The organism is Rossellomorea sp. SC111 (genome assembly GCF_024733565.1).
Taxonomy (GTDB): Bacteria; Bacillota; Bacilli; order Bacillales; family Bacillaceae_B; genus Rossellomorea.
In genome coordinates this window covers 15,925-36,919 of sequence record NZ_JANIOC010000013.1, presented here as the reverse complement: position 1 = coordinate 36,919, position 20,995 = coordinate 15,925, and the positions used below count along the sequence as shown (strand labels likewise).

The following is a 20,995-nucleotide window of genomic DNA, read 5'->3' as shown; positions in this document are numbered from 1 at the left end:
TTTCTTTATGAGGGTTGTACTGCAGAGAAGTAAAGAAGCCTCCGTCACCGTTGATGGAGAAGTGACGGGAGAAATCCAGTCAGGCGCTGTACTGCTTGTGGGGATCACCCATGAAGATACAGAAGAAGATGCCCGTTATGTGGCAGAAAAGGTTGTGAACCTTCGCATTTTTGAAGATGATGAAGGAAAGATGAATCACTCCCTCCTTGATGTGGGAGGGGAGATTCTTTCCATTTCCCAATTCACCCTGTATGGAGATGTCCGAAAGGGAAGAAGGCCGAATTTCATGAATGCAGCCAAACCCGATCATGCCGAAGTGATCTATGATTACTTCAATGAGATTCTCGAGGGAAAAGGAGTGAGGCTGGCAACAGGTGTATTCGGTGCGATGATGGATGTCAATCTGACGAATGATGGTCCTGTTACACTCTTGATTGAGAGTAAAACCTAATAAAGAAGGCTGATTCCACTAAGGGAATCAGCCTTCTTTATTTGAATGGACATCACTCTGAGAAGTAGTCACTTAAACCATGATAGATGGCCGTTGCAGCCAAATCTTGAAAATACTGAGTATTGACATTGGCTTCTTCTGACGGATTGCTGAGGAATCCTAATTCCAAAAGGACGGCTGGCCGGTTGTTTTCACGGATGACATGATAATCCCCGATTCGGACACCACGGTCTGAGGTGGGTAATCGATCCGAGAGGCTGCCGTGGATCTCCTCTGCCAGCTCTTTCTGCTGGTTTTGATAGTAGTAAGTCGTATGACCTGCTATGGAAGAATCCATAATGCTGTCAAAGTGAATGCTGATAAAGGCGTCTGCCTGATTATAATGAGATAATGATACCCTTGATGGTAACGATAAATATTCATCGGTTTTTCTTGTTAATTTGACCTTTGCCCCAGCGCTTTTCAATTTTTCCGCAAGGAGTTCTCCGGTTTTCATGGTAAGAAGCTTCTCCAGTGTACCACTTGCTCCCGTAGTACCACTGTCCCTTCCGCCATGTCCGGGATCGATCACGATCACCTTATCTTCGAGACCACCGGTTTTTTTGCGGGAGGGCGTTGTGTTTTCACCTGCTGCAGAACGGACCGAAACGACCCAGCCGGCTACAAAACCAGCACTGCCATCGGCTAATTCCACCTCATACCAGTCTCCATCCTTACTCATTACTTGATAGGTCTCCCCACTTGCGGCTCGTTTGACGACACTTGCCTGGGTGTTTGCTTCATTGCGAATATTTGTGCCGTTGTATAGAATCGTGACGTTTTCATTCGAGCCGATCCGTTCGTGGGCAGCGGCTGTCACCGTTTTTTGGACATACCACCCGGCGATCCATCCTTTTTTTCCATTGGAAAGCTTGATCTGATACCAGTTATTTTTCTCTTTCAATAAGGCGTATTTTTCGCCCTTGGCCACCTTGCCGACGATTTGACCGTTCAGTGAAGTTTCATCACGGACATTGAGACCATGTACAGAAATGATCCCGATCATCTCTCCCGTGGAGGATGATCCTTCATCTGATCGGCTTGTTTCACCTTGATCAGAACCGGTAGAGAACTCTATGAAAGCATCACTGACCCAGGCGATCTCATCGCCGAACATGATCTCGTACCAACCGGAAACACTTCCGGTCACCTCCACCTCATCTCCTTTATTCAGTACCCCAAGGACGGAACTTTGCAGAGAGGGTGAGGATCGGACATTCAAAGCATCATCGGTGATGATTCCCTGCTTGTGTAAACGTTTTTTGTCTTGTGAGGATTCTCTGCCGGTTATGTATTCACCGTGGACCCAGCCCGTGGTGCTTCCTGATTCAATCTGCAGCCAGTCCCCATCTTCTTCTGTAACCGTCACCGTATCTCCATTTTGTAATACCGTCACGACCTCGTCTGAAGTGCTCGGTCCTTTTCTGACACGTAGACCGTCTGTGTTCACCTGACCCTCACGGGGGGGTGAATCACTGGAAGCGGATTCTTCCACTGTGACGAGCCAATCGGCCACCCAGCCGTCCCCACTGCTTGTTTCGACTTTATACCAATCCTTTTGCGTTTCTACTATTTTGTACTCTTCCCCTCTCTGTACCTTTGTCAAAACGGGGAAGCTCAGTCCCGGTCCTGTGCGGACATTAAGGTTCGAAACACTGATTGTGACCTTTCCGGTTTCCGCATGTGCCTCATTCATGAAGGGCTGCAGCGGGAACATCAAGAGCACAATCAACATTGATGTGATTACTTTCTTAATCTTCGTCACCTCCTGTACGAAATACAAACACCCATAGTAATATCGGATTTTCCTGCTCAAGTGTTGAACCCCACTGTGAAATTTTTTTAAGAAGGGGAGTTCCTTAAGATATCCTTAAGGTTTTAATACGATAAAAAAAATAAAATCCCTTTAAAACGAAAGAAAAATAGGTAATTGGAAATGATAAGGATAGGAATGTTTGTTGAAAGGATGAGTGGACTTGAGGTCGAGTGAAAAAGGATTCATGAACGCAAATGGTGATAACCAGTTGTTTGGAGTGGATTTCCACCAGTTTTTGGAACGTGAAAAAGATGCGTTGAATGTAGAGCTTGCTTCCGAATTCGGATTATCGTTACGGGAAGTGAAATTATTGAAAAAGAAAATGGAGAGATCCTGACGAAATTTTCTTTAACCTCTTGACATGGACCTGCGGCAACCGTATCATTATACAAATAAAATAACATTTACAAAAACCGTTGATCGAGCATAGTAGCTAACCCCCCGTGTAAAGAGAGGAAATGCCTTGGCTGAGAGCATTTCTACAATGTGACTTAGTGAATGAACACTCAGGAGGTTTCTCTCTGAAAACGATTCGTTAGTAGGAGATGAACGTACCAGGCGTTAACTGGCTAAGTGGAGGTCTTTCATAGACTTCAATTAGGGTGGCACCACGGGAATAACAGCTCTCGTCCCTTGTATGAGATATACAAGGGACTGAGGGCTTTTTTTATTTACATAAAGATCAATGTGCACGATAAAAGGAGGAAATCATCTTGTCCATTCAGATTCCAAGAGGTACACAGGACATCCTGCCTGGTGAAGTGGAAAAATGGCAGTATGTAGAGGAAGTGGCGAAGACCCTTTGTCACAACTATCAGTATAAAGAAATCCGCACCCCGATTTTCGAGGCGAGTGAACTGTTCACCCGTGGAGTGGGGGATACGACGGATATCGTACAGAAAGAAATGTATATGTTCGAAGACCGGGGAGGCAGAAGTCTGGCGCTCAGACCTGAAGGGACCGCTTCTGTTGTCCGCTCCTTTGTAGGAAATAAAATGTTCGGTCACCCGAATCAGCCGACGAAGCTCTTCTACTCGGGTCCGATGTTCCGTTACGAGAGACCACAGGCAGGCAGGTACCGTCAATTTGTCCAATTTGGCGTCGAAGCTCTCGGAAGTGAAGACCCGGCAATTGATGCAGAAGTGATCTCGCTTGCAATGGGAATCTACAAGAAATTAGGATTGACTCAACTAAAGCTTGTGATTAATAGTCTTGGTGATGCCGGAAGCAGGAATGCACACAGAGAGGCATTGATCAATCACTTCAAACCGAGAATCGATGAATTCTGCGGCGATTGTCAGAATCGCCTGGAGAAGAATCCATTACGGATCCTTGATTGTAAGAAGGACCGCGATCATGAATTGATGTCAACTGCACCATCGATTCTTGACTACTTAAATGACGAATCGAAACAGTATTTTGAAAAAGTTCAAACTCACCTTTCAGACATGGATGTTGAATTCGTCGTCGATCCGACCCTCGTCCGCGGCCTTGATTATTATAACCACACGGCCTTTGAAATCATGAGTGATGCAGAAGGCTTCGGCGCCATAACGACTCTTTGCGGAGGGGGACGCTACAACGGTCTGGTTGAAATGATCGGTGGGCCAGAAACGCCTGGGATCGGATTTGCCTTCAGTATTGAAAGGCTGCTTTCGGCATTGGAAGCAGAAGGGGTCGAACTCCCAATTGATCAAGGGGTCGAATGCTTCATCGTATCATTGGGTGAAGACGCGAAAGATTATGCTGTAAAGCTTCTTCACAAATTGAGAGCATCAGGGGTTTCTTCAGAGAAAGATTATCTTGATCGCAAGGTGAAAGGCCAATTCAAAGCGGCCGACCGGTATGAAGCGAAATATGTGGCGGTTATCGGTGATAATGAATTACAGGAAAATAAAATCAATCTAAAGGATATGTCTACTGGTGAACAGGAAGAAGTGAACCTGGATCATTTTGTGGAAAATGTGAAGACGAAGCTTGGCAAATAGGACGCGTTGATTTGATAAGGAGGAGAACATGATGACAAAAAGAACCGCATATTGTGGAGACATAACGGAAACATACATCGGTGAGAAAATCACGATCAAAGGCTGGGTGCAAAAGAGAAGGGACCTGGGAGGATTGATTTTCATCGACCTTCGTGACAGAGAGGGAATCGTGCAGGTCGTCTTTAACCCTGATTTATCTGAAGAGGCTCTTGCCCTTGCAGAGAAAATACGTAATGAATATGTATTAAGCGTGACAGGTACGGTCGTCGCCAGGGGAGAAGGAACGGTGAACCCCAACCTGAAAACCGGAAAAGTCGAGATTCACGTCGAAGAGGTTCAAATCATCAATGAAGCCAAGACACCGCCTTTCATGATAGACGATCAGATGGAAGTGTCAGAAGATGTCCGCTTGAAGTATCGCTATGTGGACCTTCGTCGTCCCGCGATGATTGAAACCTTCAAGATGCGTCATAATGTAACGACATCATTCCGCAATTTCTTGAACGATAACGGATTCCTGGACGTGGAAACCCCGATCTTAACGAAGAGTACGCCAGAGGGGGCACGGGATTATCTCGTTCCGAGCCGGGTTCATAAAGGTGAATTCTATGCTTTGCCACAGTCACCACAAATCTTTAAACAGCTGTTGATGGTTTCCGGATTCGACCGTTATTATCAAATCGCCCGCTGTTTCCGTGATGAAGATCTTCGTGCAGACCGTCAACCTGAATTCACCCAGATCGATATGGAAATGAGCTTCATGGATAAAGAACAGATCATTTCACTAGTTGAAGATATGATGAAGAAGCTCATGAATGATGTGAAAGGCGTAAACGTTTCATTACCTATTCCGAGAATGACGTATGACGATGCCATGAGCCGTTATGGTTCTGACAAACCGGACACACGTTTCGGCATGGAACTGATCGATGTATCCGAAATCGTTAAGGATTCAGGTTTCAAAGTATTTGCCGGCGCAATCGCGAATGGCGGGCAAGTGAAGCTGATCAATGTCAAAGGCGGGGCATCCCAGTATTCACGTAAAGACATTGATGGATTGACTGAGTTTGTTTCCCGATACGGAGCAAAAGGGTTGGCCTGGCTGAAGGTAGAAGAAGAAGGCTTAAAAGGGCCGATCTCCAAATTTGTGAGTGAAGATGATGCTTCGGCGATTACGACTTCAGCCAATGCAGAAGCAGGAGACCTTCTACTATTTGTAGCTGATAAAAAATCAGTCGTGGCAGATGCACTTGGGGCCCTTCGTTTGAAATTAGGGAAGGAATTGAAGCTGATAGATGAAACATTATTCAACTTCCTGTGGGTGACAGACTGGCCGCTCCTTGAGTTTGATGAAGGCGAGAACCGTTACTATGCAGCCCATCATCCATTCACGATGCCGGTGAAAGAGGATCTCGAACTGTTCGAAACGGACCCTGCATCTGTCCGTGCTGAAGCATACGACCTTGTCTTGAACGGATATGAACTTGGAGGCGGATCACTCCGGATATTCGAGCGTGACATCCAGGAAAAAATGTTCAAGGTGCTTGGATTCTCGAAAGAAGAAGCGGAAGAGCAATTCGGGTTCTTATTGGAAGCCTTCGAATACGGAACTCCCCCACATGGCGGGATTGCCCTTGGACTGGACCGTTTAGTGATGCTCCTTGCAGGTCGCACAAACCTCCGTGATACGATTGCGTTCCCGAAAACGGCAAGTGCAAGCTGTGTATTGACAGACGCACCGGGTGGAGTAAGTGAAGCTCAATTAAAAGAGCTGTCTTTGTCACTCGATGTAGAATAATGTAATTAAATACCGGGGGTCATTCGTTGAAATCATCCTGGTGGTATGATATTATTTAGACAATCACAAACGAGTCCTGATGTGTACGACGTTTTTACCTAACAGTTTTGACCGAACAATTCAAACTTCGGGAGCTTGATGTTTCCGCTAGGCGTTCATGCCCCGTGCCGGGGACTAACAAATAGTGGGATAAAGCACCCACCTGCCGAGAGCGGGTTCAAAACGAAGGAAATGATGGCGGCGGCACGATTGGGACTCGTCCAAACCAATATGATAATGAAGATGTCATAGAATAAAAAGCCAGGCTCACAGCAGCCTGGCTTTTTTGTCGGGACTAAATCTTCTCTTAATAGGGTAAACGAAAGAGAAGGACAACATTTCATGTTGATTTTCGGTCCCCTATCCTTTATTCTAATTCAGTATAAACCTAGTTGAATACTTATAATGGAGTTGATTATTTTGCTACACCAGTTTTCTCGAAATGAACTAGCGATCGGCAAAGAAGGTCTTCAAACCCTTAAAAATAGTACGGTGGCCGTACTCGGAATAGGGGGAGTGGGATCCTTTGCAGCTGAAGCGTTAGCCCGTTCCGGTGTAGGCCGTTTAGTGTTAGTGGATAAAGATGATGTGGACATCACCAACGTAAATCGTCAGGTCCATGCATTGCTCTCTACTGTGGGTCAGCCAAAGGTTGATCTGATGAGGGACCGCATTATGGACATCAATCCGGACTGTGAAGTCATCGCTTTGAAAATGTTCTATACGGAAGAAACATACGAGGAATTCTTTGCTCAGGGAATCGATTATGTCATTGATGCCTCTGATACGATTTCCTATAAAATTCATTTAATGAAAGAATGCCTGAAACGAAATATTTCATTGATCGCGAGCATGGGAGCGGCGAATAAAACCGATCCGACCCGCTTCAAAATTGCCGATATCAGCAAGACGCATACAGATCCAATCGCCAAGGTGATCCGTACCCGCCTGAAAAAAGAAGGAATCAAAAAAGGTGTGACGGTGGTTTTCTCTGATGAGAGCCCGATCGTCATCCGTGAAGAAATCAGAAAGGAAGTCGGGAAGGATGATGCGAAGATCCGTAAAGCACAGCTACCTCCGTCTTCCAACGCTTTCGTTCCTTCCGTGGCCGGCCTGATTGCAGCGAGTCATGTGATGAACCAGTTGTTGAAGGATATCGAAATCAAAAGAGTAAAAGACAAATAATAATTCTTCAAAAGGACTGAATCCCCAAGGTGGATTCAGTCCTTTTGTCTGTCCTTCCTTCTCCCTCCTATTTCAAAAGGGCATCACTCACCTGAAAAAATTCCAATAAATAGGTGAAAAAAAGATTGACGTCTTATTCTGTCATAGTGTACTATCTAACTAGAACACTAAAACACATTTCGGAGGAGGGTAAGGATGAATGCGTTTAAAGGTCTTCTCTGGAAAGACTTCAAAACCTCCAGTATTTGGTTTTATGGATGGATTGCCATTGTTTTTCTCATTTTTGTCATAGGGTTGGTGATTGGCCATTATGTCCATGAGCCAAGCGTGACACAAATTTTCCTCATAATGATCGGAGTCTTCCATTTCGCCTTTCTTCCGGGGATTGTCTGCTCCATGCTGAGGGTGGAAGGAAAAACCCAGTTGTGGCTTCATAGTCCCCATAGCGGATTTAAGCTCCTGTTATCCAAACTTATCATCGCCTTTATTTATTCCACTCTATCACTGTTAGTAGTAGATATATTGGGGGTTCTGACCATGGTCATTTTTCAAGAGGATTCTCTCTTCTCTTATTGGCCAATCAAAGAAGGCATTCTCTTTAATCTTGGCGTAACGATTGTCGGACTCTACTTTTCCGGATGGACGATATTCCTGTGGACGCTCTACCATTCACTCTCAAAGTATCCGTCACTCAAGAATATCCGCTGGATCGTGATAGCGGGATTCATCATTGTTTATCAAAGTGCAGTGGCTTTTCTGATGAGCATTGACTGGGTGGAAAGACTCTTCTTTGAAACCTTTACCGTTAAGGTGAGTTCCGGATTCTTTTTCTCTGTGGGTGCCAATGAGGCGAATGCAGGCTTCGATGCTGAAATGATCCCATTCCCGGTCATGCCTTTCCTGTTTGAAGGCATGATCATGATCATCGTCTTCATCATTTCCTGCCGGTTATTGGATCGCAAGGTTGAGGTGTAGCTTATGACAGAAGAATATACAGCTTCCAAGCCCATCTACCTGCAGATTGCTGATCGAATCATCCGTGAGATCGTGCGGAAAGAGTTAGCACTTGGTGACAAACTGCCTTCCGTCCGGGAAATGGCCGTTCAATCAGGAGTGAATCCGAATACCATTCAGCGTACGTACAGTGAATTAGAAAGGATGGACATCGTGGAGACGAGAAGAGGGCAGGGAACATTTGTGACGGAAAAGGATGAGGTTCTGACAGAACTGAATGAAAAGGTCCAGAAGGAAGTGATCGAGTCTTTCATCCGGAACATGAAGGAACTGGGTCTCTCGAATGATCAAATGATCCAGGGTGTTGAAAAATATCTGGATCGAAGAGGGGAGGAATAGAGGTGGTTGTGAAATTTGAAGGTGTCACCAAGAAGTACGGGAACGATATAGCACTGAACCAGACATCCTTTCATTTTCAAAAAGGGAAGATATATGGACTCCTCGGTCCGAACGGCAGCGGGAAATCCACCACATTAAAAATGATTGCCGGGCTAGTGCTCCCGAACGCGGGGACGGTCTCCTTGAATGGAAAAACAGTAACCAGGAAAAGCGCCAGTGAAGTCGCCTATTTGACGGAATTGGATATGTTTTATGAAGCGTTCACCGTTGCGGGAATGATCCGGTTTTACGCCTCTCAATTCCCTGATTTCGATACAGGGAGAGCGCATGAACTGGTCGAATTCATGGAGCTTGATAGCGGGAAGAAGATCAAGCACTTATCGAAGGGGAATCGGGGCAGGCTGAAGCTCGTATTGGCATTGTCCCGCAACACGGAAGTGCTGCTTCTCGATGAACCATTCTCGGGGCTGGATCCCATGGTGAGGGACACGATCGTGAAAGGCCTTCTTTCTTATATTGATTTCGGACAGCAGACCGTGATCATAGCGACCCATGAAATCGATGAGATTGAAGCGATCCTGGATGAAGCCTATATCATATCGGATGGAGAAATAATAGGCCATTGTCAGGTGGAAGAGCTGAGAGAATCAGAAGGTTTATCTGTCCTGCAGTGGTTGAAGAAGACAACAAAATCAGAAGGGAAGATGAAATGATGAAGACGGTTGTGCAATTACAAAGTGTTTCCAAAGTCATCAAAGGAAAAACCATCATTGATAATTTAACGTTCGACGTGTACGAAGGGGAAGTATTCGGTTTCCTTGGACCGAATGGAGCAGGGAAAACGACCACGATCCGAATGATCGTTGGATTGATGAATATATCAAAAGGAGATGTCCTCATCTCAGGAAAAAGCATCAAGAAAGACTTTGAAGGCGCCATTAAGGATGTGGGGGCCATCGTTGAAAACCCTGAGCTTTATAAGTTCATGTCGGGATATCAGAACTTACAGCACTTTGCCCGCATGCAAAAAGGAATTACCGATGAACGAATGAAAGAAGTCATCGAACTGGTCGGTTTAACGGACCGTATCAATGATAAGGTGAAAACGTACTCCCTTGGAATGAGACAACGTCTGGGACTTGCCCAGTGCCTGCTCCATAAACCGAAACTACTCATTCTCGATGAGCCGACAAATGGCCTTGATCCGGCGGGAATCCGTGAAATCCGTGCATATATCAGAAAACTTGCCGAGGAAGAGGGCATGGCGGTCATCGTATCGAGTCACCTATTATCTGAAATGGAGATGATGTGTGACCGGATCGGGATCATCCAGTCCGGTAAGCTTGTCGATGTGCAACAAGTCAGGGACTTTGTAGAAGGATCTGAACAGGTCTATCACTTCGAAATCAACGATGTGGAAAAAATTAAAGCCGTTCTTAACAGTTTCGATCCCGGAATAAAGTTTGAATCCCAAGGATCACAAGTCCAGGTGGCCCTGACAAAAGAACAAGTACCGGATGTTATCCGGGCACTGGTAGAAGCCGATGTACAAATATACAGTGTCATGCCTGTAGCGAAAACATTGGAAGACAGGTTCCTGGAAATTACAAATGATAAAGGAGAGGTCATGCATGCTTAGTCTTATTAGAAATGAATGGACCAAAATCTTCAAGCGGGTGGGAACGTTTGTCATGCTTGGGCTGTTGATTCTCATTATTGGAGTGACAGGCGCTTTCACCAAGTATAGTGATTCGAAAGCGAAAGAAATGAATAATTGGAAACAGGAACTTTCAGCCCAGGTGGAATCGGATAAGCAAATGTTGGCTGAAACTCCTAATTTAAATAAATTCATTAAAAAAGACACTGAACGAAGAGTCGCGATTAATGAATACCGGATTGAGAACGATATTGAACCGAAAGTAAAAGAAACGACTTGGACATTCGTAGAAACGAATGCCAATATCGTTCTGGTTGTCGGATTATTTACCATCATCGTGGCAGCAGGTATCGTCGCAAGTGAATTCAGCTGGGGGACCATCAAGCTATTGCTCATCCGCCCTATTTCACGTACCAAGATCCTTCTTTCTAAATATTTCACCGTCATTTTGTACGGCTTGAGTATGTTGTTATTATTATTCGTCGTATCAGTCCTTCTTGGACTTATATTGTTCGGAGGGACAGATCAGTCCACTCATCTGGCATTTGTAGATGGGAAAGTGGTTGAACAGAATATCGTTGGATACTTGATCAAAACGTACTTATTACAAACCGTCAATATCGTGATGATGGCTACCATGGCCTTTATGATTTCAGCTGTGTTCAGAAGCAGCTCGCTGGCGATCGGAATTTCTTTATTCCTACTATTCGTCGGGGGCAATGCCACAAGCCTGCTTGCCCTTAAATTCGACTGGGCAAAATACAGTCTGTTCGCCAACACCGACCTGACTCAGTACACAGGCTTTACACCGCCACTCGTCGACGGCATGACCATGGGCTTCTCCATCACCATGCTGATCATTTACTTCATCATCTTCCAGCTGCTTACCTTCCTGGTATTCAACAAAAGGGACGTAGCGGCATAGAAAAGCCTCGAGGGTCTAGCCACCGCTGCTGGACAAAATATTGAAAAAATAACAAAGAGGTTAGGACAAAAGTATATAGTTGAAAGAAAATCCGAACGATTATTCGAAATTCTTTATTGAAAATCGAAATCGTTCGGATTTTTCATTGGATGTTTACGTAAACATCGTTGCTTTAAGATGTAGTAAGGTAGTGGTTGATTTCCGCTACAGGTGCTCGCTTTCCGCGGGGCGTGAGTTGAGCCTCCTCGGGCTTTGCCCTGCGGGGTCTCAACTTTCCCGCGTTTCCCGCAGGAGTCGAGCACCTTCCGCTCCAATCAACTTCCCAAGCGTAAGTGTTTTACTGAAACATTGTAATGTCGAGATTGCTTCACTCATTTAATACACTAACTCACTAACTCTATTTCTATGAGATGTAGTGATCGATGACAGTTACTTATTCAAATTCTCTTTCTATCCTGAAGTGAATGACTCATTCTGCGCCGACACATCCCGAATGATAGAACATTCGAAAACTGTAGTATGTGTATGAATAACAATAACCATGGTGCCCTGGCCTTTTATTATTATTGCGAAAGCATAACCAGTGTATCAGGATCTAGCTATTGATTGGAGGGCAAGACGAAGACTCCTGCGGGAAAAGCGGAATAGGTAAGACCCCGCAGGAGCGCAAGCGACGAGGAGGCTTGCCTTCCGCCCGAGGAAAGCGAAGTCTTGCACGGAAATCAATAGCGGTGTAGCAAGCAACCCTAACTGAATTTATGATTGTTCGCCTTTAGAAGAAATGGATTTAGTTATATCTAAGTATGTTTTATGTGTATCGATACAAATCAGAAAATTTTAGGCGTGTAACTTGTTCAAGGAGGTAGGCGGACTTCGTTGCATCCTTCTTGCGAAGCGTATTCAGTGCTTCAATCATTTCGTCATGTGTCATGAGCCCCACCCCGTGGCCGAAGTACTGGTCTTCTTTTATAAAGACCGAGTTTTCACCCATCCAGATCGGATCTTCGAAATCGGGATTAAAGAAGTAATAGACATCCCCTGGGATATAATCCAACCCTTTGTATGTGACCATCGGAAGATCATCATCATAGTTGTGACCCCACACAAGGAGATGTGAATATAGTTCATTGAAATAGGAAGTTTTAATCGTATCAAGGATTGCTTTATAGTAAAGCAGGACAATGCTTGTGACGCATTCGAAGCTGTATGCAGAACTGTTGGTGAAGATATCATCAATGGCGTCAGATGGTAGCTTGGATTCCTTCAGCCGGTATCCGTAAGGGGTCTTGATCCAAAATGCCGGGTTGAACTTTGAATGTTCGAAGGCTGAAAAAGTGGCGTCACTTTCATTCATTTTTTTCGCATTGCTAATGATTCTTTCCCTTACTTTCAACTCATATTTGAGCTCTGGAAGATTCCGATATCGATAGTCGGTAGGACTTTCTTTTAATGTAGTAAATATGTTTTCTTCAACAGCGGTCAGATTCGGTAAATCCTTAGGGGCGGACTCATTTTCGATGATGATCAATCCATACACCTCCAGGCCTTTTTACTAATGTATGATTGAAAGAATCGATATGGTATTCAAACAAAATAAAAAGTGTGGTTCGATGGTAAGTTGAGAAATGTTCATCTTCGAGTGGACTATCGGAAATGCCATTAAGCTAATCGATGCGGCCAGGATAAAGGAATTTCGACAGAGTGGCATGATTATTTAAAATCTCGCATGATAACTCGTAATCTCGCATGAAAAATCCATATCACGCACGATAATCCTATATTCCGCATGATTTGTTTACGGAAATCCAGGTTCAAAGACATAGGGCTGCTCTCGATAACAAAAAAGCCACCAAAAAGGTAAAATACGCCTTTTCGGTGACTCGTCATATGCTTGTAGGGGCTACCCAGGCCGCCTCCGCTTTAGGTTCATCCAGCTCCGGCGGCTAGAGGCTCGAGGTCATAAGTCAAACCTGCCAAAAAGGCAAAGAACGCCTTCTTAGGCCAATTCATCTTATGCTTGTCGGGGCTGAACGAGCCGCCTCCGCTTTAGGTTCATCCAGCTCCGGCGGCTAGCCCCTCGAGGTCATAAGCTAAATTGGCCAAGAAGGCAAAGAACGCCTTCCCGGCCAATTCATCTTATGCTTGTCGGGGCTGAACGAGCCGCCTCCGCTTTAGGGTTTCATCTGCTTATTAATCTTCTCGTACACCTGAGCAATGGCCTGTTCAAATTTGCCTGTGGCTTTCGGGGTGTAGTATTGAGCCTTTTTCAGTTTATCCGGCAGGTAGGTTTGCGCCACCCATCCTGATTCGTAGCTGTGTGGATATTTATATTCCAAACCTCTGCCCAATTCTTTCGCCCCTTGATAGTGTGCATCTTTCAGGTGATCCGGCACTTCGCCGCTCTTCCCTTTCCGGATGTCTGCAAGGGCAAGGTCGATGGCGGTGATCGCCGAGTTCGATTTAGGCGATAGACAAAGCTCGATGATTGCGTTAGCTAATGGGATCCTGGCTTCTGGGAACCCGATCTTCTCAGCTGTTTCCACAGCCGCGAGTGTCCGTGGTCCCGCCTGGGGATTGGCAAGGCCGATATCTTCATAGGCGATCACGAGCAGCCTCCGTGCAATGCTCGGCAGATCTCCTGCTTCAACGAGTCTTCCAAGATAGTGGAGGGCTGCATTCACATCGCTTCCGCGAATCGATTTCTGAAATGCGCTGACGACATCATAATGAGCATCGCCATCTTTATCGTGAGAAAAACTTTTCTTTTGAAGGCACTCTTCCGCTATGGAGACATCAATATGAATGATCCCATCCTCACCAGGAGAAGTGGACAATACAGCCAATTCCAATGCATTCAGGGAACTTCTTACATCCCCGAAACTGGAGCTTGCAAAATGTTCAATCGCTTCGTCTGTTACGTCGAGTGAATATCTACCCAATCCGCGTTCTTCATCTTCAATGGCACGGGTCAGGGCGATTTTCATTTCATCTTTTGAAAGAGGCTTTAATTCGAAAATCTGACATCTGCTTCGAATGGCGGGATTGATGGCATGATAGGGATTGCTCGTTGTCGCCCCGATCAATGTGATCATCCCGTTCTCTAAATAGGGAAGGAGGAAATCCTGCTTTCCTTTATCCAGTCGGTGGACCTCATCCAACAGGAGGATCACACTACCTGACATTTTCGCTTCTTCCGCTACGATTTGAATATCTTTTTTATTATTCGTCACGGCGTTCAGGGTTCTGAAACGGTACTTTGTACTTCCGGCTATGGCACTTGCGATGGACGTTTTTCCAATGCCGGGAGGACCGTACAGGATCATGGATGATAGCTGCTTCGCCTTCACCATCCTGTCGATGATTCTTCCTTCCCCGACTAAATGCTGCTGCCCGATGACTTCCTCGATGGTCCTTGGTCTCATCTTAAAGGCAAGTGGTTTTATCGACATGAAACATCTCTCCAAACTGACGTTCTAGTACCATTCACTTTATCACAGGAGGTAGCATTAAGGAAATATTGTGGATGCATGGAGAGAATGAAACCGCCCCTTTCACAGTGAGAGTGCGAATATGCTATAATAACAAAAGTCAATAAGAGAAAAACGTCCCAGCTCAAAATGTGACGTTATTAAATATAATAGAGGTGCTGGACATGAAGATATCAACTAAAGGCCGCTACGGTTTAACTATTATGATAGAACTTGCAAAACGCCATGGTGAAGGGCCGACTTCACTGAAAACCATCGCACAGCAGCATGAGCTGTCTGAACATTATCTTGAACAGCTTGTCGCCCCACTGCGGAACGGCGGTCTTGTCAGAAGTATCAGGGGGGCGTACGGTGGTTATGTATTGGGCCATGAACCATCTGAGATTACAGCGGGGGATATTATCCGGATCCTTGAAGGTCCGATCAGTCCTGTGGAAGGAATCGAGGACGAGGAACCTGCAAAGCGTGAACTGTGGATCAGGATCCGTGATGCAGTCAAAGAAGTACTCGACAATACTACAATAGAAGATTTGGCCAGTCATTCTGATGACGGCGAATCAGATGCGTACATGTTCTATATCTAGGAGGTAACAATTAATGGAAAGAGTGTACTTGGATCATGCTGCAACGTCGCCCATGCATCCTGAAGTGATTGATGAAATGACAGCAGTGATGAAGGAGACATTTGGTAATCCATCGAGCATTCATTCATTTGGACGTGCATCACGTCATCTTGTGGATCATGCACGGACCATCATTGCAGAAAGCATCCATGCCGATTACAATGAAATCATTTTCACCAGTGGTGGAACAGAGGCGGATAATTTAGCGATCATCGGAACGGCCGAAGCGAATAAGGAAAAGGGGAACCACATCATTACGACACAGACCGAGCATCATGCAGTGTTGCATGCATGTGAATTTCTCGAATCAAAAGGCTTCGAGGTCACGTACCTGCCTGTGGACCGTTCAGGAAGAATATCGCTTCTTGACCTCGAAAAGGAACTGCGTGATGAAACCATCCTTGTGACAATCATGTTCGGGAATAATGAAGTGGGGACCCTGCAGCCGATTAAAGAAATCGGTGAATTATTACAGGATCATCAGGCCATTTTTCATACGGATGCTGTACAGGCTTTCGGATTGACCGCCATCGATGTCGGGGACTTGGGGGTCGATTTGCTTTCCGTGTCAGGGCACAAGATCAACGGTCCCAAGGGAATCGGTTTTCTTTATTCCCATAAAGGTGTGGACTTGCAACCGGGGTCATACGGCGGGGAGCAGGAGCGGAAGCGTCGTGCTGGCACAGAGAATGTCCCTGCGATCGTGGGTCTTTCCAAGGCAGTGGAACTCGCACGGCATTCTCTGGAAGAGAAACATGCCATGCTCTCAGGTCTCAAGGATTTACTGAGAGAAACATTAGCCGATGATGGGATAGAATTCGAAGAGAACGGATCCCTTGAGCATGGATTACCCCATGTGCTAAACTTAAGCTTTCCCGGCACGGATGTTGAATCCATGCTGGTGAATCTGGATATGTCAGGTATCGCCGTTTCAAGCGGTTCCGCTTGTACGGCTGGATCTATAGAACCATCACATGTTCTTGTGGCAATGTATGGGAAACAGTCTGAGAAGTCGAGGAACTCCATCCGTTTCAGCTTCGGTCTTGGAAATACGGAGGAAGAGATTAAGAGGACTGCCCATGAAGTTGCAAACATCGTGAGGAGATTAACAACATAAGATGGTCGTCTAATTCAGGCGATCGAAGGGAAACAAGGAGGTGGCGTTAGTGAAAAAAGAACCAAAGGATACGAGAGTGGTCGTTGGGATGTCCGGGGGAGTGGACTCTTCTGTAGCTGCATTATTATTGAAACAACAAGGCTATGAAGTCATCGGGATTTTCATGAAGAACTGGGACGATACCGATGAAAACGGAGTATGTACGGCAACCGAAGACTACAACGATGTCATTCGGGTATGTAACCAAATTGGGATTCCTTACTACGCTGTGAATTTTGAGAAACAATACTGGGATAAAGTGTTTACGTACTTCCTGGATGAATATAAAGCCGGCAGGACACCGAATCCGGATGTGATGTGCAATAAAGAAATCAAGTTCAAGGCGTTCCTTGATCATGCACTGAAATTAGGTGCGGATTATCTCGCAACCGGTCATTATGCCCAGGTCGAATATCGTGACGGAGAATATAAGATGCTCCGGGGCGTCGATAACAATAAAGATCAAACGTATTTCCTCAATCAGCTGGGTCAGGAACAACTTGAAAAAGTGATGTTCCCCCTTGGAGGCATCGACAAGAAAAAGGTGCGTGAGATTGCAAAGGAAGCCGGTCTTGCTACTGCAACCAAGAAAGACAGTACGGGCATTTGCTTCATCGGTGAACGCAATTTCAAAGATTTCCTGAGCAACTATCTTCCGGCACAGCCTGGAAAGATGGAGACCCTGGATGGCAAAGTGATGGGGAAACATGATGGATTGATGTACTATACCATCGGTCAGCGTCATGGCCTTGGCATCGGTGGTGCAGGTGAGCCTTGGTTCGCGATCGGGAAGGACTTGGAAAGAAACGTCCTTTACGTGGGTCAAAGCTTTGAGCACCCTGCCCTTTATTCCGATTCCATCCTAGCGACGGATGTTCATTGGACATCGAATGAAGAGAAATCGTCTGAATTCGCATGTACGGCAAAATTCCGTTACCGTCAGGATGATAATAAGGTGACGGTCATTCCTTTGGAAGACGGCAGGGTGAAAGTCCTCTTTGATGAACCCATTCGAGCGGTGACGCCGGGACAGGCTGTTGTATTCTACAACGGAGATGAGTGTCTTGGTGGAGGAACAATCGATACCATCTACAAGGATGAGAAAAAACTGACTTACGTCGGATGAGACAATCTTTAAAAAGGACTGAGAAAAGGAGAGATGGAATCTCTTTTCTCTCAGTCCTTTTTTTCATAAGGAAGGATTCCATTTCCTGATGTCCCTTATGTTATACTAGTAACGATAAATGGAAGTCCATACATAAATAATAGACCATATAGAGGTGTTTACATTGGATAAGAATTTAAAAGGAATAGAGTTATTGCAAGAAGGAAAAGTAGAAGAGGCGGTGAAACTCTTTACAGAAGCCATCGAAGAAAATCCAAAGGAACCGGTTGGGTATATCAATTTTGGAAACGTATTGATGTCGGTTGGTGACAATGATAAAGCGAAGAAGTTTTTTGAACGGGCGATCTCCGTCGATGAAAACGCAGGAGCAGCTTATTACTCTCTCGGGAATCTGTTCTTCAATGAGAATAAGTTTGACGAAGCAAAAGATCAATTTGAGAAGGCCATCTCCAAAGGAATGGAAAATGCAGACGTATTCTTCATGCTTGGAATGAGTCTATTCCAGTTGGATCAGCCAAGATTTGCCTTACCGTACTTTCAGCGAAGTGTCGAATTGAATGAAGAAGACATCGAAGCCCGTTTCCAATTAGGGTTGTGTCTTGCTAAAGTGGAAGCATATGAAGAAGCGATCACTCAATTATCCCAAGTCGTGGAAGCAGATCCCGAGCATGCCGATGCCTATTACAACCTGGGGGTTGCGTATGCAGGACACAAGGATGATGCGGATACGGCACTAAAGTATTTCAACAAAGCGATTGAAGTTCAACCTGATCATATGCTGGCGGGTTATGGCATCAAGATGATCGAAAAGCTTCAAAATGAACAAAGTGAGTAGTTAGGGGGTTCACTGCCTTGAGCCAGCAAGACTCTTTAAAGCTGTTTGGTGAGGAAGAAATCTATATAAAAGGAAGGCATCTTGTCACCATTTTTCATAATGAGGAAAATCTCTATTCGGTTGTGAGAATCCGGGTGGACGAAACGAATGATTCGTACGAGGATAAAGAAGCGGTCGTAACCGGGAATTTCCCCAAGATACATGAAGATGAGACGTATGTATTTTACGGAAGGTTTCAAGAGCATCCGAGATTCGGCATGCAGTTTCATGCCAAGCATTTCAAGAAAGAAATTCCCCAAACCACACAGGGCGTCGTCCATTATTTATCAAGTGATCTATTCAAAGGGATCGGGAAAAAAACAGCTGAGAAGATAGTGGAGCATATCGGGGAAAATGCGATAAGCAAAATCCTCGAAAATCCAAACCTCTTAGATGAAATTCCGAAGCTTCCAAAAGAAAAGGCGAAGAGTATCTATGATACGCTATCGGAGCATCAGGGCCTCGAGCGGGTCATGATCATGCTCAATGAGCTGGGATTCGGTCCCCAGATTTCCATGAAGGTCTATCAGGCTTATAAAGAACAGGCACTTGAAATCATTCAAAAGAATCCTTATAAGCTTGTGGAAGATATTGAAGGAATCGGTTTTACCCGGGCGGATGAATTGGGGTCCAAGATTGGTTTGACAGGCAGTCATCCGGACCGGATCAAAGCCGGCTGTTTATATACCCTGGAACAAACGTGCGTCAAGCAGGGTCATGTGTATCTTGAAGCGGAAGAACTCATTGTAACTGTGAAAGAGCTCCTTGAGAAAAGTCAGCCTGAGAGAATCGAATTCACCGACATTTCCGCTCAATTGGTTTCGTTGGAAGAAGAAAGTAAGGTCATCGGTGAAGGGACGAAGGTATATGTTCCTTCCCTCTATTTTTCTGAAAAGGGGATTGTGACCAATATTGAAAAGATACTGTCCCAAACACAGTATGAAGATCAATTCCCCCAGTCTGAATTCCTTCTGTCTCTCGGGGCCCTGGAGGACAGGCTTGGGGTGCAGTATGCGCCTTCTCAAAAGGAAGCCATCGAGACGGCATTGATGTCTCCCATGCTCCTGTTGACGGGTGGGCCGGGTACCGGGAAGACCACTGTCATTCAGGGGATCGTCGAACTGTTCGCTGATCTTCACGGGTGTTCGCTGGATCCCAAGGATTACAAAGATGAACCGTTCCCTGTATTGCTGACGGCCCCTACAGGACGTGCTGCTAAGCGGATGACTGAATCGACGGGACTGCCGGCCATGACGATCCACCGACTCCTCGGATGGAATGGTCAGGAAGGATTTCAGAGCGATGAAGAACGGGCCATCGAGGGCAAGCTGTTGATTGTGGACGAAGTGTCCATGGTCGACACTTGGCTTGCCCATCAATTGCTTAAGGCTCTGCCTGAGGATATTCAAGTGATATTTGTCGGGGATGAAGATCAATTACCGTCTGTCGGGCCGGGTCAGGTGTTGAAGGATTTATTGAATTCGGAAGCCGTGCCGACTGTCAGGTTGACGGATATTTACAGGCAGGAAGAAGGCTCCTCGATCATCGAACTCGCTCACTATATGAAAAGGGGACAGGTTCCCGCAGATTTGACAAAACAGCAAAAAGATCGTTCGTTCTTTCCCTGCAGGACGAATCAGATTTCCGAGGTCGTTCAGAAAGTGGTGGAAAATGCCAAGAAGAAGGGCTACTCACCAAAAGATATACAGGTCCTTGCTCCTATGTACAGGGGGCCTGCAGGAATCGACCGCTTGAATGAACTTCTTCAAGAGATATTCAACAGTAATGATGGGACCCGGAAAGAAATCGCCTTCGGGGATGTGAAATACCGTATCGGGGATAAGGTTCTTCAGCTTGTCAATCAACCTGAAAACAATGTTTTCAACGGGGATATCGGTGAAATCGTTTCAATCTTTTATGCAAAGGAAAACACCGAAAAACAAGACATGATCATCGTTTCATATGAAGGCAATGAGGTCACATATACACGGCAGGACCTCATGCAAATCACCCATGCGTATTGCTGCTCGATCCATAAATCCCAGGGAAGCGAGTTCCCCATTGTCATACTGCCTGTCGTGAAGAGTTATTACCGGATGTTGCGAAGAAATCTCCTATACACAGCCATTACAAGGAGCAAGCAGTTCCTCATTCTCTGCGGGGAGCTCGATGCTTTCAAACTTGGAGTGGAGAGGGAAGATGATTTCCTCAGGAAAACGACACTGAGAGAGAAGCTGAGGGGCTTACCGGCTCATGATGGTAGTCGTGTGGAAGAGAATTCACCAGAGGGGGACTTACCCATTGAAGAATTCTTGCTGAATGAAGACCCGATGATTGGAATGGAAGGGATCAGTCCTTACGATTTCATGAAGGCCTAAAGTTGATGAATGACGATCTCATTCATCAACTTTTTTTAGGTTTATTGTCAACCTAATATAAATTTGAGTTGACATATATTTAATGAAAACGATATTCTT

General features: G+C 45.5%; 18 protein-coding genes, 1 other RNA gene and 1 other annotated feature. Of the genes, 16 read left to right on the top strand and 3 right to left on the bottom strand.

The window, feature by feature from the left end; all coding sequences use genetic code 11:
* Window positions 1-7 precede the first annotated feature (7 nt).
* Window positions 8-451 (top strand): D-aminoacyl-tRNA deacylase, encoded by a 444-nt coding sequence (gene dtd, locus NQ095_RS16885; protein WP_258264610.1) that lies wholly within the window; start codon window positions 8-10, stop codon window positions 449-451.
* 52 nt (window positions 452-503) lie between these two features.
* Here dtd and NQ095_RS16880 read toward each other — a convergent pair whose 3' ends face one another.
* Window positions 504-2,306 carry an N-acetylmuramoyl-L-alanine amidase family protein gene (locus NQ095_RS16880; protein ID WP_258264609.1) on the bottom strand — a complete coding sequence of 601 codons (1,803 nt, stop codon included), beginning with the start codon at window positions 2,304-2,306 and terminating at the stop codon, window positions 504-506.
* A 160-nt stretch (window positions 2,307-2,466) separates the two neighbouring features.
* Between NQ095_RS16880 and NQ095_RS16875 the strand changes: the two genes are divergently transcribed.
* The 10 genes from NQ095_RS16875 to NQ095_RS16830 all read left to right on the top strand — a co-directional run bounded on the left by NQ095_RS16875 (window position 2,467) and on the right by NQ095_RS16830 (window position 11,251).
* A complete protein-coding gene (locus NQ095_RS16875) occupies window positions 2,467-2,643 on the top strand; it encodes an RNA polymerase subunit sigma-70 (protein ID WP_098353229.1) in 177 nt (58 codons plus the stop codon).
* Window positions 2,644-2,713: 70 nt separating this feature from the next.
* Window positions 2,714-2,943 (top strand) — a binding site (T-box leader).
* A 76-nt stretch (window positions 2,944-3,019) separates the two neighbouring features.
* Complete coding sequence (gene hisS, locus NQ095_RS16870; RefSeq protein ID WP_258264608.1) at window positions 3,020-4,294, top strand: histidine--tRNA ligase; 1,275 nt, start codon at window positions 3,020-3,022, stop codon at window positions 4,292-4,294.
* Between the two features lie 31 nt (window positions 4,295-4,325).
* Complete coding sequence (gene aspS / locus NQ095_RS16865) at window positions 4,326-6,092, top strand: aspartate--tRNA ligase (RefSeq protein WP_258264698.1); 1,767 nt, start codon at window positions 4,326-4,328, stop codon at window positions 6,090-6,092.
* Between the two features lie 70 nt (window positions 6,093-6,162).
* Window positions 6,163-6,352: non-coding RNA, 6S RNA (ssrS, locus tag NQ095_RS16860), on the top strand.
* A 199-nt stretch (window positions 6,353-6,551) separates the two neighbouring features.
* Window positions 6,552-7,316, top strand: coding sequence for a tRNA threonylcarbamoyladenosine dehydratase (locus NQ095_RS16855; protein WP_258264697.1), 765 nt, complete (start codon window positions 6,552-6,554; stop codon window positions 7,314-7,316).
* A 195-nt stretch (window positions 7,317-7,511) separates the two neighbouring features.
* On the top strand, window positions 7,512-8,291 hold the full coding sequence (locus NQ095_RS16850) for a hypothetical protein (RefSeq protein WP_258264607.1): 780 nt from the start codon (window positions 7,512-7,514) through the stop codon (window positions 8,289-8,291).
* 3 nt (window positions 8,292-8,294) lie between these two features.
* Window positions 8,295-8,669 (top strand): GntR family transcriptional regulator, encoded by a 375-nt coding sequence (locus tag NQ095_RS16845; protein WP_258264606.1) that lies wholly within the window; start codon window positions 8,295-8,297, stop codon window positions 8,667-8,669.
* Between the two features lie 2 nt (window positions 8,670-8,671).
* Window positions 8,672-9,382 (top strand): ABC transporter ATP-binding protein, encoded by a 711-nt coding sequence (locus NQ095_RS16840; protein ID WP_258264605.1) that lies wholly within the window; start codon window positions 8,672-8,674, stop codon window positions 9,380-9,382.
* Window positions 9,382-10,308 (top strand): ABC transporter ATP-binding protein, encoded by a 927-nt coding sequence (locus NQ095_RS16835; protein WP_258264696.1) that lies wholly within the window; start codon window positions 9,382-9,384, stop codon window positions 10,306-10,308. The genes NQ095_RS16840 and NQ095_RS16835 overlap by 1 nt, the downstream gene beginning before the upstream one ends.
* Window positions 10,301-11,251: an ABC transporter permease gene (locus NQ095_RS16830; RefSeq protein WP_258264604.1), complete on the top strand. Its 951-nt coding sequence runs from the start codon at window positions 10,301-10,303 to the stop codon at window positions 11,249-11,251. Before NQ095_RS16835 ends, NQ095_RS16830 begins: the two co-directional genes overlap by 8 nt.
* A gap of 808 nt (window positions 11,252-12,059) precedes the next feature.
* Here the strand turns inward: NQ095_RS16830 and NQ095_RS16825 are convergent.
* Together NQ095_RS16825 and NQ095_RS16820 are read right to left on the bottom strand one after the other, a co-directional pair.
* On the bottom strand, window positions 12,060-12,779 hold the full coding sequence (locus tag NQ095_RS16825; RefSeq protein ID WP_258264603.1) for a protein-glutamine gamma-glutamyltransferase: 720 nt from the start codon (window positions 12,777-12,779) through the stop codon (window positions 12,060-12,062).
* Window positions 12,780-13,422: 643 nt separating this feature from the next.
* On the bottom strand, window positions 13,423-14,700 hold the full coding sequence (locus tag NQ095_RS16820; protein ID WP_258264602.1) for a replication-associated recombination protein A: 1,278 nt from the start codon (window positions 14,698-14,700) through the stop codon (window positions 13,423-13,425).
* 203 nt (window positions 14,701-14,903) lie between these two features.
* Here NQ095_RS16820 and cymR point away from each other — a divergent pair, with 203 nt between their 5' ends.
* The 5 genes from cymR (at window position 14,904) to recD2 (ending at window position 20,896) form a co-directional block, all read left to right on the top strand.
* The gene (gene cymR / locus NQ095_RS16815; RefSeq protein WP_044339554.1) at window positions 14,904-15,323 is read left to right on the top strand and encodes a cysteine metabolism transcriptional regulator CymR; all 420 of its coding nucleotides are present in this window, start codon (window positions 14,904-14,906) and stop codon (window positions 15,321-15,323) included.
* Between the two features lie 13 nt (window positions 15,324-15,336).
* Complete coding sequence (locus NQ095_RS16810; protein WP_258264601.1) at window positions 15,337-16,479, top strand: cysteine desulfurase family protein; 1,143 nt, start codon at window positions 15,337-15,339, stop codon at window positions 16,477-16,479.
* 49 nt (window positions 16,480-16,528) lie between these two features.
* Window positions 16,529-17,644, top strand: coding sequence for a tRNA 2-thiouridine(34) synthase MnmA (mnmA, locus tag NQ095_RS16805; protein WP_258264600.1), 1,116 nt, complete (start codon window positions 16,529-16,531; stop codon window positions 17,642-17,644).
* A gap of 163 nt (window positions 17,645-17,807) precedes the next feature.
* Window positions 17,808-18,479 (top strand): tetratricopeptide repeat protein, encoded by a 672-nt coding sequence (locus NQ095_RS16800; RefSeq protein WP_258264599.1) that lies wholly within the window; start codon window positions 17,808-17,810, stop codon window positions 18,477-18,479.
* Window positions 18,480-18,496: 17 nt separating this feature from the next.
* A complete protein-coding gene (recD2, locus tag NQ095_RS16795) occupies window positions 18,497-20,896 on the top strand; it encodes an SF1B family DNA helicase RecD2 (protein WP_258264597.1) in 2,400 nt (799 codons plus the stop codon).
* Window positions 20,897-20,995: the final 99 nt, after the last annotated feature.

Excerpts from the sequence above, each read along its gene's own strand:
- aspS (WP_258264698.1), top strand. The coding sequence starts at position 4,326 with ATGACAAAAAGAACCGCATATTGTGGAGACATAACGGAAACATACATC.
- cymR (WP_044339554.1), top strand. The coding sequence starts at position 14,904 with ATGAAGATATCAACTAAAGGCCGCTACGGTTTAACTATTATGATAGAA.
- NQ095_RS16830 (WP_258264604.1), top strand. The coding sequence starts at position 10,301 with ATGCTTAGTCTTATTAGAAATGAATGGACCAAAATCTTCAAGCGGGTG.
- NQ095_RS16850 (WP_258264607.1), top strand. The coding sequence starts at position 7,512 with ATGAATGCGTTTAAAGGTCTTCTCTGGAAAGACTTCAAAACCTCCAGT.
- NQ095_RS16845 (WP_258264606.1), top strand. The coding sequence starts at position 8,295 with ATGACAGAAGAATATACAGCTTCCAAGCCCATCTACCTGCAGATTGCT.
- NQ095_RS16820 (WP_258264602.1), bottom strand. The coding sequence starts at position 14,700 with ATGTCGATAAAACCACTTGCCTTTAAGATGAGACCAAGGACCATCGAG.
- NQ095_RS16810 (WP_258264601.1), top strand. The coding sequence starts at position 15,337 with ATGGAAAGAGTGTACTTGGATCATGCTGCAACGTCGCCCATGCATCCT.
- NQ095_RS16835 (WP_258264696.1), top strand. The coding sequence starts at position 9,382 with ATGAAGACGGTTGTGCAATTACAAAGTGTTTCCAAAGTCATCAAAGGA.
- dtd (WP_258264610.1), top strand. The coding sequence starts at position 8 with ATGAGGGTTGTACTGCAGAGAAGTAAAGAAGCCTCCGTCACCGTTGAT.